The following is a 14929-nucleotide window of genomic DNA, read 5'->3' as shown; positions in this document are numbered from 1 at the left end:
GCGCGTCCTGACCGCCAGATCCCGTCGAGTCGGCGCGTCCTGACCGCCAGATCCCGTCGAGTCGGCGCGTCCTGACCACGCTCGCCCCCGGCAGCGCTCAGGTCTCGGGGGCCCACTCCTTCTTGGCGGCCAGCAGGCCGTCACCGACGGGCAGCAGCACCGGCACCAGGGCCTCGTGCTCGAGGACCGCCCGGCCGAGGTCGCGGATCGTCACCGTCTCCTCGTCGCGCTGGGCGGGGTCGGCGACCCGGTCGTGCCACAGGGCGTTGTCGAACGCCACGATCCCCCCGGGGCGGAGCAGGCGCAGCGCCTCCTTGAGGTAGGCGGCGTACTCGCGCTTGTCGCCGTCGCAGAACACCAGGTCGTAGTGGCCGTCGGTGAGGCGGGGCAGCACGTCGAGACCCGCGCCGGCGATGGTGCGGGCCCGGTTGCCCGGGATCCCGGCCTCGGTGAAGGTCTCCTTGGCCAGGCGTTGGTGCTCGGCCTCGATGTCGACCGTGGTGAGCACGCCGTCGGCGCGCATGCCGCGCAGCAGCCACAGCCCCGAGACGCCGGTGCCGGTGCCGATCTCGACCACGGCCCGCGCGTCGAGCACGGAGGCGAGGAAGCGCAGCGCGGCCCCGACGCCGGAGCCGACGGGGGCCACGCCCACCTCCTCCGCGCGGCTGCGAGCGGCGGCGAGGACCTCGTCCTCGGCCACGAACGACTCGGCGTAGGACCAGCTCGCGGACTTGATCGGCGGGGTGTGGGTCGGCACCCGCCGACCCTATCGCGCGGTCGGCGCCGGGCGTGGCCGGGAACACATGCGGCCCTCCGGTCGTTGGACGCTGTGATCCGACGGGCCGCTCAGGTTTCTTGGCCGGAGCGCATGTGGCTCACAGGGAACTCTCAGTCGGCATGCCTAGCGTCAGGGAAGGACAGCGAACCGGTGCAGCTGCGGTCGAGAAGGACGAACAAGGGAGCCCTCGTGGGTGATCACGTCGACGCCACACCCGACGTCGACGCGGTCGACGTACCCACCTGGGACGAGGTCGTGGAGCAGCACTCCGACCGCGTCTTCCGCCTCGCCTACCGCCTCACCGGCAACCGGCCCGACGCCGAGGACCTCACCCAGGAGGTCTTCGTCCGGGTCTTCCGGTCGCTCGACGGCTACACCCCCGGCACGTTCGAGGGGTGGCTCCACCGCATCACCACCAACCTGTTCCTCGACGGGGCGCGCCGCAAGCAGCGCATCCGCTTCGACGCGCTCTCCGACGAGCGCGCCGCGCGCCTGACCAGCACCGCGCCCGCGCCGGAGCTGGCGGTGGCCGACCGGACGTTCGACGACGACATCGAGACCGCGCTCGCCACGCTGCCCCCCGACTTCCGCGCCGCCGTGGTGCTCTGCGACGTCGAGGGCCTCAGCTATGAGGAGATCGCGGAGATCATGGACGCCAAGCTCGGCACCGTACGCTCGCGCATCCACCGCGGTCGCACCATGCTCCGCAAGGCCCTGGCGCACCGCGAGCCGGCCGCGGGCCGCTCGCGCTACTCGGGACCGCTCGGCGCCCAGCCGCGGGTGTCGTGATGAGCCACCTCGGATCGCGGGTCAGCGCCCTCCTCGACGGCCGACTCACGGCAGAGGAGGAGGAGCGGTGCTGGGACCACGTCCACGTCTGCCATGCCTGCCGTGACCTCGTCGAGCAGGAGGGGTGGGTCAAGACCCAGCTCGCCCAGCTGTCGTTCGGGCCCGGGCAGACCTCGCACGACTTCAAGTCCGCCCTGGTGGGCCGCTGCTCCGCGCTCGAGCCGGGCCCGGGCCTCGGCCTGGGCGCCGCGCCGTTCCCCACCTCCCGGCCGCGCCCGCGGCGCGCCCTCGTCGCGATCGGCGGTGGTGCGGCGGGCGCCTGCGTCGTGGGCGTGCTCGCCCTCGGCGTCGCCGGCGGTCCCCGCGTCGAGCCGCGTCCGCCGGTCACCGACCTGAGCCGCCCCGCCGGCCCGGTGAGCCCGGCCGCCATGGTCGACGACCGCGCCACCCGCGGTCCGGCCACGCCCTCCCGGACGCCCCTGGCCGAGCGCCTCGTGGCGATCCGGGAGAAGATCGTCCCGTGAACGACGAGCACAGGCCCGACGAGCGGGACCACGACGAGCAGGTACCGGCCGAGCAGGCGCCCGCCCAGCACCCCGAGCCCGCGGCTCCCGACACCGACGAGCCGGCTGCGACCGACGAGGAGCCGACCCAGCCGCTGGCCGGCTGGCGGTCGCGGGAGCCCGAGACCGAGCCCGCACGCGGAGGCGACCAGCTCGCGCCGAGCGCGCCGGCCACCCAGGCCGCCCACCCGGAGGGACGGCCCTACGGCGCCGACCCGACCCCCGAGCCGACCGGCGAGCCGACCGGCGAGCCGACCGGCGAGCCGGTGTCCGAGCGGGCATCGGGCGAGTCCTCCGGCGACGCGATGCTCGGCGGCCCGCCGCCGCACCGCTCGCCCTTCGGCGAGCCCTCGACGCCCCGGGAGGCCACGGGCCACGACCCGGCGGCCCCCACCGTCCCCCTCCCGAGCGGCGGGCCCCAGCACCCCGGCCAGCCTGGCCAGCCCTACTTCGGTCCCGGACCGCAGCCCCGTCCGTACGCCGGCCCCTCGGCCGTCGCCCGCAGGATCCCGCTGTGGGTGTGGCCTGCGGTCGCCTCGCTGGCGCTGGTGGTCGGGATCCTCGGCGGCCTCGCCGGTGCCGCGATCCAGGACGAGCTGTCGTCCCGGCCCGGCACCAACGACGACGGGCTGAGCGGGGTCCGCACCCAGACCGCCGCGCCGCTGGAGGCCGAGAACGGCTCGGTCGCCGCCGTGGCCCAGGCGCTGCTTCCCAGCACCGTGCAGATCGTCGCGGAGCTCGACGGGGAGGCCGGCGGCGCCACCGGCTCCGGCTTCGTCCTCGACCGCGAGGGCCACGTCGTGACCAACAACCACGTCGTCGCCTCAGCCGCCGAGGACGACGGCACCATCGTCGTCATCGACACCAACGGCGAACGCCTCGACGCGACCGTCGTCGGCCGCAGCTCGGTCTACGACCTCGCGGTGCTGCTCGTCGAGGCCGCCGACACCCTCGAGCCGGCGGCGCTGGGCGCCTCGCAGGTGCTGCGCGTCGGCGACCCCGTGGTCGCCTTCGGCGCGCCCCTGGGCCTGAGCCAGACGGTGACGTCGGGCATCGTCAGCGCCCTCAACCGACCGGTGACGACGGGACAGTCGGAGGACGACTCGTCCTACATCAACGCCGTGCAGACCGACGCCGCGATCAACCCGGGCAACTCCGGCGGCCCGCTCGTCAACCTGACCGGCGAGGTGGTCGGCGTCAACTCCGCCATCGCCACGACCGGCGGCCTGTCGCGCGAGTCGGGCAACATCGGCGTGGGCTTCGCGATCCCGATCGAGCAGGTCCGCACGACCGTCGACCAGATCCTGCGCACCGGCCGCGCGGAGTACCCCGTCATCGGCGCCCAGGTGCGCACCGGCGGCGAGTCGCAGTCGAACGGCGCCACCATCACCGAGGTCATGCCTGACACGCCCGCCGCGCGCGCGGGTCTGGAGAAGGACGACGTGATCGTCGCGGTCGACGACCAGCCCGTGAGCGACGGCATCGCGCTGATCGTGGCGATCCGCACCCACCGGCCCGGCGAGACGGTCGAGATGTCGGTGGTCCGCGGCGACGAGGAGCGGGTCGTCGAGGTCGAGCTCGACGGGAAGGTCGGCTGACGCAGCCCGGGCCCGGCCCCGTCAGCGCCCCAGCCCAGCACCTAGCGCCCCAGCCCAGCACCTGGGGATGTGCTCGAAGCGCACCGGCCGATGAGCCGAGCTCGCGCAACCCCTGCGCGCGCCGACTCCCTCGAGGCCTTGGAGGTCCTGCGGTTCCCGCCGAGCCCCACATGAGCGCACAGGAGTACGCCACCTGGTCACAGGCCGCCGCCAACGGCGAGGACCCGGCGGTCGCCCATCCGCGAGACGGCCGGCGAAGACTCCCGGCAAACGCCCGGCGCGACTCATCATCACGATGCCCCCACAGGAGGGGAAGTCCACGAGAGTCACGACAGGACTTTGGGCTCTGGGTCCGGCCCCGCACCGAAGCCCAGCACCCGTGGGCTCCATCCGCGTCCGCTGGGCGCCGTGTCGCTTCGGCCGTCCTTGGCCACCCGTACCGCCGTGCGCCAGGCACCGCTGTCATCATCGCCGGACTCGAAGGGGTACGGGAGCTGGAGGCATTCCCACAGGGTGAGGCTGACCCAGACGAGGGGCTGACCGGGACGCACCTTGTAGACAGGCAGGAAGTCCTGATCCTCTCGGCAGTAGACCCGGGTCCCGGGGCCGTCCCAGCCGCCGCCGATCCGGAACTGCTGGTCGACGCGAAGGCGGCGGGGGTGCCTCGGTCCGGGCGTTCTCAAGCGCACGTCGAAGCGGCCCTCGGGCTCGGCGTCCCCGTCGACGTCGAACCAGATCGTGAGGTGGTGCCCGGGTCGGAACCCGCCGGGCACCGCGACGCGCACGGACTGAGTTTCCGACATCTTGGGGGCGCCTGCCACCACGACTCGCGAGATGTCCACGGACGGGCTCGAGGTCCGGCTGTCGTGGACGGTGACCTGCCCAGGCAGGGCGACCTCGGCCGCGGGCGCCGGCGGGAGCGCGACCACGGCGAGCAGCAGCGCCGTGACAGCGGTGAGAGGCAGACGCGAGGACACGCGGCGAGGCAGCATCGATCGACGCTAGCACCGCCCGAGGGGCTTGGCGAGGCCCTGTCGCTACCGCGCCCGGTCAGCCGGGCGGTGGTGTCGTCGGCCCACTCGCACCGCCGCGCAGCGGTCTGATCACGACACGCCGCGGCCACTTCACTCAGTCGGTGTCGGCCTCGACGTCGACGAAGGGGTGCTGGTCGACGAACGTGCGGGTCTCGTCGTACATGCGCTGGATGAACTCCTCGAGCTGCGCCCGCTCGACGCGCCACTGGCCGCGTCCGCCGATCTTGATCGCGGGGAGCTCGCCGCGGCGGACCAGCGCGTAGACCTGCGCTCCGGAGGTGTTGAGCACCTCGGCGACGTCGGCGAGCGTCAGGAAGCGGGGGTCGTCGGCCATGGGACCATCGTGCCACCGCACGTCCGACGCCCGGCGCCGCCCGGCCGTGGGCTGTGGAGAGCCAGGTGTGAAGTCCGGCCTCCGGGGCAATGATGGCGTCGTGCCTCGGACCACGTCTCGGACCACCTCCCGCAGCATCGGCCGCCACGGCCCACCCGCCACCACGCCGGCGGGTGACGGGGCGGGCGTGGTGCCGGCGGCCCTCCGCGCCACCACGCCGGGGTGGCGCGATCCCCGGCTCTGGATCGGGGTCGTGCTCGTGACGGGCTCGGTGGTGGCCGGCGCGCGGCTGCTCTCCGGGGCCGACGACATGACCCCGGTGTGGTCGGCCTCGGCCGACCTGGTGGCGGGGCAGACGCTGACCGCCGACGACCTCGAGGCGACGCTGGTGCGCTTCGACGACTCCGCCGACCACGCCCGCTACCTCGCCGTGGACGACGAGCTGCCCGCGGCGCTGACCCTGACCCGGGCGCTGACGGCCGGGGAGCTGGTGCCCGCCTCGGCGCTGGGGGAGGAGGCGGCGGGCGACACGGTGTCGCTCTCGATCGCGGTCGCGGCCGAGCACGTGCCCACCGGCCTGGTCCGGGGGTCGCGGGTCGACGTCTGGGTGGTGCCCGAGCCCGGCCTGGCGCAGCGGCGTTCCGGGCCGCCCGCGGAGCTGGTGCTGGCCGACGTGGTGGTCCTCGACGCGCCCGTGGTGTCCGACGCGTTCGCCTCCGCGACCGCCCGCCAGCTGGTGCTGGCGGTGCCCGAGGCCGACGACGAGGCCCTCGGCACGGTGCTGGCGGCCGTCGGCGACGACCGGCTCCGCGTGGTCGGCCGGGGCTGATCGCCGTGATCTGCGTGCTGCTGCTCGCAGCGGGCGAGCCGTGGGAGTCGCCGGCGCTGGCCGACCTCGAGGCCCATCCGGGGGTGGTCGTGCTGAAGCGATGCGTCGACGTCGACGACCTGCTCGCGGCCGTCGCCAGCGGGCAGGCCGACGTCGCCGTGGTCTCGCTCGACGCCCCGGGGCTCGACCCGGCGAGCGTCGCGCACCTGCACCGCCACGCGGTGCGCCCCGTCGCCGTCACCTCGGCCCTCCCCGAGGACCTCGACGCGCGTGAGCACGCCGGACGCCTGGGCATCGATGCGCTCGTCGGCCGTGGTGAGCTGGCGACCCTGCCGCGGGTCGTCACCACGCTCGACGACGTCGACACCCGGGCCGGGCACGAGGGCGCGCCCGTGCCCGACCCGCCCGACGCCGAGCCCGGTGCCGAGCCCGTCTGGGGCCGGGTCGTGGCGGTGTGGGGTCCGGCCGGCGCTCCGGGCCGAACGACGGTCGCGACCAGCCTGGCGTCCGAGGTGGCCCGTCGTGGCGTGCCCGTCGTGCTCGCCGACCTCGACCCCTACGGCGGCGCCGTGGCGCAGCAGCTGGGGATCCTCGACGAGGTCTCCGGGCTCCTCTCCGCCTCCCGGCTCGCGGCCGCCGGCCAGCTCGACGAGCGGTTCGCGTCGGTGTGCCGGGGCGTCGGCGAGCACCTCGCGGTGGTCACCGGGCTGCCACGCGCCGACCGGTGGCGCGAGGTCAGGGGGGCTCAGGTCGACCGGCTGCTCCAGCGTGCCCGCGCCCACGGGGACGTCGTGGTCGACACCGGGTTCAGCCTCGAGGACGAGGCCGGCTCCGACCTGAGCGGACGGCCGGGGCGCAACGCACTGACCCTGGCGGCGCTGGAGCAGGCCGACGAGGTCGTGGTCGTGGGATCGGCCGATCCGGTCGGCCTGACCCGGCTCGCTCGGGCGCTGGTCGACCTGCGCGAGCGTGGGGCGCCCACGCCGGTGCGCGTGGTCGTCAACCGCATGCGCTCCTCGATCGGGTGGTCGGAGAAGGAGATCGCCGGGATGGTCGAGGGCTTCAGCAGGGTCGCCGGCCTGCACTTCCTCCCCGACGACCGCGCCGGGCTCGACCGCGCGCTGGTCAGCGGCCGTGCGGTCGTCGACCTCGGCGACTCGGCGCTGACCCAGGGGGTCGGTGCGTTGGCCGACGCGGTGTTCCCCGAGCACGCGGTCCCCGGCGACCGGACCACCGGCGACCGCTCGGGCCTCCGTCGCTGGCCTTTCCGGCGAGCCCGCGGGCCGGGGCGCGGCAGACGGGCGGCGGCGGCCGGATGAGGCGTCCCAGGTGGGCCAAGACTCTGTAAAAGATCAAGATTTGACCTATTTTGTTCGTATGCCACCTCAACTGCGACTCACCATCCTCACGAGCCTGGTCGTCGTCCTGGCGGCCGGCCCGGCCTGGTCGGCCAAGCTCACCATGGGCACCACCAGCGACGACGTCATCCGCGGCAAGAACCGCGCCGATCGGATCATGTCGCTCGGTGGCGCGGACAAGGTGAAGGGCCGCGGCGGCCACGACACCATCTTCGCCGGCAAGGGCCACGACACCGTGACCGGTGACGACGGCAACGACTGGATCACCCTGCAGCCCGGCGACGACTGGGGTGCCGGCGGGCTCGGCGACGACTCGATCGACGGCGGGCAGGGCGACGACGAGATCTACGGCGGCGAGGGCAACGACAAGCTCACCGCCGGGCCCGGCAACGACGTGGTCCACGGCGAGGCGGGCAACGACCTCGTCGGCGGCGGCCCCGGCGACGACCGCCTCCACGGCGGCGACGGCATCGACAAGCACATCGGCAACGACGGTGACGACTGGATCGACGCCGGCCCCGGCGACGACGGCGCGATCCAGGGGGGCCCCGGCGACGACGTGCTGATCGACGGCGCGGGCGACGACGTCAAGATCAAGGGCGACGAGGGCGACGACGTCGTCTTCCTCGGCCCCGGCGCCGACAAGGTGTTCACCGAGCAGGGCAACGACACGATCTACGTCCTGCCCGACGGCCAGCGCGACAAGATCCACTGCGACGACCCGACGCAGGGCGACAACGGCGACGCCGACCGGGTGGTCTTCGTCGGCTGGCGCGACCCGGCCGACGTGATCGACTACCGCGGGTCGTGCGAGATCGTCACGGTCACCGACGTCCTGCCCGAGGGCTGGCCCTACGGGCCGGTGCCGCCGCAGCGGGCCGTCATGCCGCGAACAGCAGGTACAGACCTCCCACGGTGAAGCAGACCATCGCTGCCAGCAACGGCAGCTGACCGGTCAGCTGGTGCCGCGGCGGCAGCAGCTTGATCGCGCGATCGTGGGCCGCCACCACGCCGACGACGTGGCCGAGCGCGACCGCGAGCACCTTGGTGACTGCGAGGAACGTCGGGTGCGACGAGAGCCAGTAGTCGACCTGAAGGTCGGCCGTGCCGAGGTAGTTGTCGCCGCGGCTGAAGGGATCGCTCAGCTGGATCAGCGTCTGCTGGCCGTACTCGACGAAGTAGGTCAGGTAGTGGGCCACGATGTAGCCCACGATGATGGGCACCACGGAGTGCGCGAACAGGTCGGGCAGGGCCCGCCGGGGCGTGTCGCTGGTGACCCCCGTGGCCATCGTCGCGATCGTCAGGACGAGGGCGACCCCGGCGGAGAACGCGATGAGCGCCAGCGTGTCGGGCCACACCCGCGAGCCCGACAGCGACTGCACGAGCTGGAGCCAGGGCGTCGACTCGCGGAAGGAGTCGAAGGCGGTGCTGCCGAAGAGCACGCCGACCACGGCGACCAGGCCCGGCCGGGGCACCACAGTGTCGAGGTTGGCGAGCGGGCTGCGCAGCACCAGCACGCCGTCGCGGCGTCCCCAGATCGACAGCTTGGCGACCAGCGAGGAGTAGACCTCGAAGGGGTCGGCACGCTCGAGGAACGTGGTGCCCCACAGCGCCGAGCCGATGAACATGATGCCGAGGTAGGCCGCGCACCACAGCCGGACGGGGCCCACGTCGGTCGAGTAGGGGTAGACCAGCTCGAGCCAGACGAAGGCGAAGAGCCCGGCGGCCGCCGGCCAGTAGCCGAGCCGGGCGGGATAGGCGTAGAGCCCCTGACCCTCGGGCACGCCGGACACCTTCGCGAAGGCCATGCTGATGGTCCGCGCCGGGCTGACCGCCTTGAAGACCGGGCCGAGGAGCAGCGACGCCGGCACGATGCCCACCCACAGCAGCACGTAGAAGGTGCCCAGGAACGGGTTGATCAGGGAGTCCTGGCCGAACACCGCCGCGGCGGCGACGTAGAGGAAGAACGCCATGCCCAGCACGCGGGCGGTCACCGCCAGCGCACGCGAGGACACCAGTCGGTCGAGCCATGCCGGCGCCGGCCGGCCGCTGGTGGCGGCGTCGTAGCGCGGCTCGCGCCAGGCCACCGCGAGCACGGTGAAGGAGACGACGAGTGCGGCGACGGCGCCGGCGATCGCCAGCTCGGAGGGGATCGGCAGGTCCTTGGCGCCGCCCAGGCCGTGCGCCGAGATCGCTCCGCCCACGCCGGAGGCCCCCGCGCTCACCGGACTTCGAGCTGGAGCAGGACGATGTCCGGGTCGTGGCTCTCGACCTCGACCACGCCGGGCCGGTCGATGGTGATCTCGTGCTCCGAGGTGCCCTCGTCGTAGGAGATCTCCTGCTCGGGGGTGCTGTGGACGTGCAGCTCACCAGGCTCGTCGGAGTCGATCGTCAGGACCAGGGTCTGGCCCACCGCCAGCTCGACGCGCTCCCCGTTGGGGGTGAAGGTGTCGCCCTCTCGCGTCACCGACACGGTCGCGGAGCCCGACTCCGAGGACCCCGACGAGGAGGACGGGGAGGACGAGGAGGACGACGGGGACGAGGACCCGGACGGCGACGAGGTGTCGTCGTCGCCGCACGCGGTGAGCGAGACGGCCAGGACGAGCACGACAGGGGTGAGGCGCGCGAGCACGCGACCGGACACGGACATCTCCTTCGGCGGGGTGAGGGACGGGCAGCGGCCGGCGCGGACGCCGGCTCGCAGCCTCTGTCAGAATCCCATGCGGGACAAGATCATCGACGAGAGGGCAGCACATGAGTGAGCGGCTCCGGCCGCGGGACCTGGCCATCCTGGCCGCCGAGTCCCCCACGACGCCCATGCACAACGCCACGGTCGAGATCTTCGACCCGGGTGACTCCGGCTTCGACCACGACCGGCTGGTCCGGCTGATCGGCGACCGGATCGCGTTCGTCCCGCGCTACCGCCAGCGCCTCCAGATGGTGCCCGCACGTCTGGCCAATCCGGCCTGGGTCGACGACGAGGGCTTCGACCTCGGCTACCACGTGCGCCGCTCGGCGCTGCCGCGCCCGGGCTCGATGGATCAGCTCCGCGACCTCGTCGCGCGCATCGCCTCGCGTCCCCTCGACCGCAACCGGCCGCTCTGGGAGTGCTACGTCGTGGAGGGCCTCGAGCACGGCCGGGTCGCCCTGCTGACCAAGAGCCACCAGATCCTGGTCGACGGACGCGAGACCGTCGACATCGGCCAGGTGCTGCTCGACACCTCGCCCGACCGATCGCCGCTGGGCCACGACGACTGGCGCCCGCGCCGGCCCCCCGGCCCGGTGTCCGCGGCGTTCGACGCCGTCACCGACACCCTCGAGAGCCCGCGCACCCTCTGGCTGACGACCCGTGCCAACGCCGACTCGCTGGGTCGCGCGGCGTCCGCGTCGGGCGCCCGGATGGTGCAGGTGGCCAACGCGCTCGCCGGTCGCGGGCCGGTCCATGCCACCCCGGTGCACCGGCGGCTGTCCCAGCAGCGCCGCTTCGTGACGGTGCGCACCGAGCTCTCCGACTACCGGGCGGTCCGCGAGGTGCACGGCGGCACGGTCAACGACGTCATCCTCGCCACGCTGGCCGGCGGCCTCCGCAGCTGGCTGATGGCGCGCAACGAGTCGCTGGGCGGGCTGCGGACGATCAAGGCGATCGTGCCGATGTCGGTCATCGACGACGAGCTCGAGCCCACCTCGCTCGGCACCCAGATCACCGGTCACCTCGTGCACCTGCCGATCGGCGAGCCCAGCCCGGTGGTGCGGCTCCACCAGGTCAGCTACGACCTGCGCGCCCACCGCGACAACGGCCGCAACGTCTCGGCGCGGCGGCTCTCCGGGATCGCCGGGTTCGCGCCGACGACCTTCCATGCGCTCGGCTCGCGACTCGCCGCCGCCGAGATGCGGCGCGGCTTCCACATCTCGGTCACCAACGTCCCCGGACCGCAGTTCCCGCTCTACGCCGACGGCGCCCGGATGCTCGAGTCCTATCCCGTGCACCCGCTGCTGCCGGACCACCCGATCGCCATCGGGGTGACGTCCTACGACGGCGGGGTGTTCTACGGCATCACCACCGACCGCGACGCCGTGCCCGACGCCGACGTGCTCGCCCAGAGCGTCTGCGACGCCCTCGACGAGCTCAAGGACTCCGCCTCCGACACCCGACCCCGCGCCCCGCGGGGTCGCCGGAAGGCGACACCGAGGACGCCGCGGAAGGCGACGACGTGACCCGGCGCTACCTCCCGTCGACGCTCCCGCGGCTGGCCGAGGACTGGGAGGCGGACGGACCGCGCACGACCGGCGCGGTCGTGGCCGCCGACGACGGCGAGGAGAGCGAGTACGTCGCCCTGATGAGCGCAGCGGACGCCTCGGCCGAGCTGGTGGCCGGGCTGCCCGACGGCTGTCGCCGGCGGGTCGTGGTGGTCGTCGAGACTGCGGCGGACGACCGACCGGTCCGGTGGCGCGACGTGGTCGCCGCGCACGTCGACACCGACGACGACGCCGACGCCGACGACGACCTCGCCTGGTGGGCGACCCAGGAGATCGGCGACCTGCTCGCCTCGCGCTGACGGCCGCTTGGTGCCCGCTGGCCTCTCTGACACGATCACGGCATGGACGCGATCACCTTTCCGCCGGCTCCCACCAACGAGCCCAACCTGACCTACGCGCCCGGCACCGCGGAGCGAGAGACCCTCGTGACGGAGCTGGCGCGGCTGGAGACGCAGCAGCGTTCCCTCCCGGCCGTGATCGGCGGCGAGCGCCGTGACGGCGGCGGCGCCGAGATCGAGGTCGTGCAGCCGCACGACCACGCCCACGTGCTGGGCACGCTGCGCAACGCGACCACGAAGGACGCTGAGGACGCGATCGCGGCGGCCGCCAAGGCCGCGCCGGGCTGGCGGGGGATGCCGTTCGACGAGCGGTGCGCGATCATCCTCAAGGCCGCCGACCTGCTGGCCGGACCGTGGCGGCAGCGGCTCAACGCCGCGACGATGCTGGGGCAGTCGAAGACGGCGGTGCAGGCCGAGATCGACGCGGCGTGCGAGCTGATCGACTTCTGGCGCTTCAACGTCCACTACGCCAAGCAGATCCTCACCGACCAGCCGATCGCCAACAGCCCCGGCATCTGGAACCGCACCGACCACCGCCCCCTCGAGGGCTTCGTCTACGCGATCACGCCGTTCAACTTCACCGCGATCGCCGGCAACCTGCCGACCGCCCCGGCGCTGATGGGCAACACGGTGATCTGGAAGCCGTCGCCGACCCAGCAGCTGGCCGCGTCGCTGACGATGGAGCTGCTCGAGGAGGCCGGGATGCCGCCGGGCGTGATCAACATGCTCCCCGGCGACGGCCTCGACGTCTCCACGGTGACGCTGGCGCACCGCGACCTGGCCGGCATCCACTTCACCGGCTCCACCCCGACGTTCCAGCACCTGTGGCGCACAGTGGGGGAGAACATCGCCGGCTACCGCTCCTACCCGCGCATCGTGGGCGAGACCGGTGGCAAGGACTTCATCGTCGCCCACCCCAGCGCCGACCCCGACGTGCTGCGGGTCGCGATGATCCGGGGCGCGTTCGAGTACCAGGGCCAGAAGTGCTCGGCGGCCTCGCGCGCCTACGTCCCGCGCTCGGTGTGGGCGAAGATCAAGGACCAGCTCATCGCCGACACCGAGGCGCTCACCATGGGCGACGTGACCGACCTGTCCCACTTCATGGGCGCGGTCATCGACGACCGGGCGTTCGCCAAGCACCGCTTGGCCATCGCGCGGGTCGAGGCCACCGACCACCTCACCCTGCTCGCCGGCGGGCAGACCGACGACTCGGTGGGCTGGTTCGTGCGGCCCACGATCGTGGAGTCGAGCGACCCGACCGACCAGATGTTCTCCGAGGAGTACTTCGGGCCGATCCTGGCCGTGCACGTCTACGACGACGCCGACTTCGAGTCGGTGGTGGCACAGATGGAGTCGTTCGCCCCGTACGCGCTGACCGGCGCGATCATCGCCCAGGACCGCTCGGCGATCGCGTGGGCGCGCAAGACGCTGCGGTTCGCGGCCGGCAACTTCTACGTCAACGACAAGCCCACCGGTGCCGTGGTCGGCCAACAGCCGTTCGGCGGCGGTCGGGCGTCGGGCACCAACGACAAGGCCGGTGCCGCGGTCAACCTGCTGCGCTGGACCTCACCGCGCTCGATCAAGGAGACCTTCGTGCCTCCGACCGACCACCGCTACCCCCACCAGGGCTGACGTCCCGGCCCTCGGCCGGATGGGGGAGGATGGGGGCGTGCTCGTCCCCGTCCTCCCGCTCCGTCCCCTGTGGCACATGGGGGCGCTCCACCCCTACGAGCAGGCGCTGACGCTGCTGCTGGCGTTCGGCCCGTTCCTGCTGCTCGGCCTGGTGGTGTGGCGGCGGCGCCGCGAGGACGACCGGGCGAGCGCCCGGAGGTCCGAGGGGGTCGACGCCGAGGGTCCTGGGCCCGAGGCCCCCGCTCACCCCGAGTCGACCACCGCCGCGGCGGACGAGCGACTCAGCTGAAGACCGGGACGGCCAGTCCCGCCAGGTCCCGGTGCTCGGCGTCGCTCGGCTCGGCGCGCCCGGTGCCCACCAGGGCCACCCGCCGGTCCGACCAGTCCGGGAGCGCTCGGCCCAGGAGAGCCTCGACCACCCGTCGCACCTCCGCGAGGCCCGCGTCGGTGGGACCGGCGGCGTCGAGGTGCGCGACCAGGTCGGCGTGGTGCAGCGTCGCCTCGACCGCCAGGGTGCTCGCGAGGTCGTCGGCGCGCAGCGCGTGCCCCTGCGTCGCCAGCACCGTCGCGACCGGCAGGGAGCCGACGGCGCGCCGGGCTGCGGCCGCGGCCTCGAGGTAGCGCCCGCGCAGGTCGGCGAAGCCGTCCAGGCCGGCCTCGACCCGCGTGGCGCGCCGGCTGCGCTCGTCGGCCTCCGGGTCGGCTCCCCCACGACCGCCAGTAGCCGACCGCGTCGCAGTCGGGCGCGCGTCCCGCCGGTGTGTGGGCCGCGACGAGGCCACGCACGGCGTCGGCGTGCAGGTGCCACACCAGGTCGCGCACGGCCCATCCCCGGCATCCGGTCGGCGCCCAGCCGTCCTCCTCGCCCAACCCGCCGACGACGCCGGCCAGGGCGTCGTACGACTCGGCGAGCAGGTCGTTCACCGGGACGCGAGCCACTCGACGCCCGTGCGGTGCTCGGCGTCGAGCGCCTTGAGGAGCAGGTCGCCGACGAGCCCCTCGATCTTGCCGCCGACCAGCGGCAGGCGCACGGTGACCTCGAGGTCGACCCGCTGGGTGGTGCGCCCGCCCGACTCGGTGAGCGTCGCCGTGCCGGACATCTCGCCCGGCTTGCCCGGGATCGTGACCTCGATGTCGGCGCGCTCGGGGGAGCGCCAGGTCTCCACCTGCACGATGCGGATCTCGTCGCCGACCAGCTTGGTGGCGAACGACGGCAGGCCGGAGGCGGACTGCACCTGGTCGAGGGTCACCACCCCTCCCTCGACCACGACGCTGCCCCGCACGACCTTCATCCGCTCGAGCACCCGCTCGCGGAACGCCGGGTCGGTGAGCATCGCCCACACCTCGTCGAGCGGGGCGTCGTAGGTGATGTCCTTGACCACGCGCTTGCCCATCTGTGGGTCCTCCGGAGTGTTCGTG

17 protein-coding genes are annotated in these 14929 nt (G+C 73.6%); 10 read left to right on the top strand and 7 right to left on the bottom strand.

The window, feature by feature from the left end; genetic code table 11:
• Positions 1-97 precede the first annotated feature (97 nt).
• The gene (locus JX575_RS14515) at positions 98-757 is read right to left on the bottom strand and encodes an O-methyltransferase (protein WP_241005177.1); all 660 of its coding nucleotides are present in this window, start codon (positions 755-757) and stop codon (positions 98-100) included.
• Positions 758-967: 210 nt separating this feature from the next.
• Between JX575_RS14515 and sigE the strand changes: the two genes are divergently transcribed.
• From sigE to JX575_RS14500, 3 genes are read left to right on the top strand one after another with little or no spacing between them, the layout of a single operon-like run.
• On the top strand, positions 968-1567 hold the full coding sequence (sigE, locus tag JX575_RS14510; RefSeq protein ID WP_241005176.1) for an RNA polymerase sigma factor SigE: 600 nt from the start codon (positions 968-970) through the stop codon (positions 1565-1567).
• Complete coding sequence (locus JX575_RS14505) at positions 1567-2091, top strand: hypothetical protein (RefSeq protein ID WP_186340608.1); 525 nt, start codon at positions 1567-1569, stop codon at positions 2089-2091. The genes sigE and JX575_RS14505 overlap by 1 nt, the downstream gene beginning before the upstream one ends.
• On the top strand, positions 2088-3728 hold the full coding sequence (locus JX575_RS14500; protein WP_186340609.1) for a trypsin-like peptidase domain-containing protein: 1641 nt from the start codon (positions 2088-2090) through the stop codon (positions 3726-3728). The genes JX575_RS14505 and JX575_RS14500 overlap by 4 nt, the downstream gene beginning before the upstream one ends.
• A 326-nt stretch (positions 3729-4054) precedes the next feature.
• Here JX575_RS14500 and JX575_RS14495 read toward each other — a convergent pair whose 3' ends face one another.
• Together JX575_RS14495 and JX575_RS14490 are read right to left on the bottom strand one after the other, a co-directional pair.
• Positions 4055-4720 carry a hypothetical protein gene (locus JX575_RS14495; protein ID WP_186340610.1) on the bottom strand — a complete coding sequence of 222 codons (666 nt, stop codon included), beginning with the start codon at positions 4718-4720 and terminating at the stop codon, positions 4055-4057.
• Between the two features lie 136 nt (positions 4721-4856).
• A complete protein-coding gene (locus JX575_RS14490) occupies positions 4857-5096 on the bottom strand; it encodes a helix-turn-helix domain-containing protein (protein WP_186340611.1) in 240 nt (79 codons plus the stop codon).
• 100 nt (positions 5097-5196) lie between these two features.
• On the opposite strand from JX575_RS14490, the gene JX575_RS14485 reads away from it, so the two are divergent.
• From JX575_RS14485 to JX575_RS14475, 3 genes are read left to right on the top strand one after another with little or no spacing between them, the layout of a single operon-like run.
• Complete coding sequence (locus tag JX575_RS14485; RefSeq protein ID WP_186340612.1) at positions 5197-5925, top strand: hypothetical protein; 729 nt, start codon at positions 5197-5199, stop codon at positions 5923-5925.
• Between the two features lie 5 nt (positions 5926-5930).
• Entirely contained in the window at positions 5931-7244 is a 1314-nt protein-coding gene (locus JX575_RS14480; protein ID WP_186340613.1) for a hypothetical protein, read from the top strand.
• A 58-nt stretch (positions 7245-7302) separates the two neighbouring features.
• Entirely contained in the window at positions 7303-8202 is a 900-nt protein-coding gene (locus tag JX575_RS14475; protein WP_186340614.1) for a calcium-binding protein, read from the top strand.
• On the opposite strand, the gene JX575_RS14470 is transcribed toward JX575_RS14475, so the two are convergent.
• Positions 8165-9508, bottom strand: a complete 1344-nt coding sequence (locus JX575_RS14470) for a hypothetical protein (RefSeq protein ID WP_241005175.1) — start codon at positions 9506-9508, stop codon at positions 8165-8167. The two genes, JX575_RS14475 and JX575_RS14470, sit on opposite strands and share 38 nt — an antisense overlap.
• A complete protein-coding gene (locus JX575_RS14465; protein ID WP_241005174.1) occupies positions 9505-9927 on the bottom strand; it encodes a hypothetical protein in 423 nt (140 codons plus the stop codon). The genes JX575_RS14470 and JX575_RS14465 overlap by 4 nt, the downstream gene beginning before the upstream one ends.
• A gap of 110 nt (positions 9928-10037) precedes the next feature.
• Between JX575_RS14465 and JX575_RS14460 the strand changes: the two genes are divergently transcribed.
• The 4 genes from JX575_RS14460 to JX575_RS14445 are packed head-to-tail and all read left to right on the top strand — an operon-like array spanning position 10038 to position 13799.
• Positions 10038-11498, top strand: a complete 1461-nt coding sequence (locus JX575_RS14460; protein ID WP_186340616.1) for a wax ester/triacylglycerol synthase family O-acyltransferase — start codon at positions 10038-10040, stop codon at positions 11496-11498.
• Positions 11495-11839 (top strand): hypothetical protein, encoded by a 345-nt coding sequence (locus JX575_RS14455; protein ID WP_186340617.1) that lies wholly within the window; start codon positions 11495-11497, stop codon positions 11837-11839. Before JX575_RS14460 ends, JX575_RS14455 begins: the two co-directional genes overlap by 4 nt.
• 42 nt (positions 11840-11881) lie before the next feature.
• Positions 11882-13510: an L-glutamate gamma-semialdehyde dehydrogenase gene (gene pruA, locus JX575_RS14450; protein WP_186340618.1), complete on the top strand. Its 1629-nt coding sequence runs from the start codon at positions 11882-11884 to the stop codon at positions 13508-13510.
• A gap of 37 nt (positions 13511-13547) precedes the next feature.
• Positions 13548-13799 (top strand): hypothetical protein, encoded by a 252-nt coding sequence (locus tag JX575_RS14445; RefSeq protein WP_186340619.1) that lies wholly within the window; start codon positions 13548-13550, stop codon positions 13797-13799.
• Here JX575_RS14445 and JX575_RS14440 read toward each other — a convergent pair.
• Together JX575_RS14440 and JX575_RS14435 are read right to left on the bottom strand one after the other, a co-directional pair.
• On the bottom strand, positions 13792-14292 hold the full coding sequence (locus JX575_RS14440; RefSeq protein ID WP_241005173.1) for a hypothetical protein: 501 nt from the start codon (positions 14290-14292) through the stop codon (positions 13792-13794). The two genes, JX575_RS14445 and JX575_RS14440, sit on opposite strands and share 8 nt — an antisense overlap.
• Before the next feature lie 138 nt (positions 14293-14430).
• Positions 14431-14904, bottom strand: a complete 474-nt coding sequence (locus tag JX575_RS14435) for a DUF2505 domain-containing protein (protein WP_186340620.1) — start codon at positions 14902-14904, stop codon at positions 14431-14433.
• Between the last annotated feature and the right edge of the window lie 25 nt (positions 14905-14929).

Origin of the sequence: Nocardioides sp. zg-1228 (genome assembly GCF_017086465.1) — a bacterium.
Taxonomy (GTDB): domain Bacteria; phylum Actinomycetota; class Actinomycetes; order Propionibacteriales; family Nocardioidaceae; genus Nocardioides.
The sequence above is the reverse complement of the archived record's forward strand: the minus strand, read 5'-3'. Positions and strand labels throughout refer to the sequence as shown.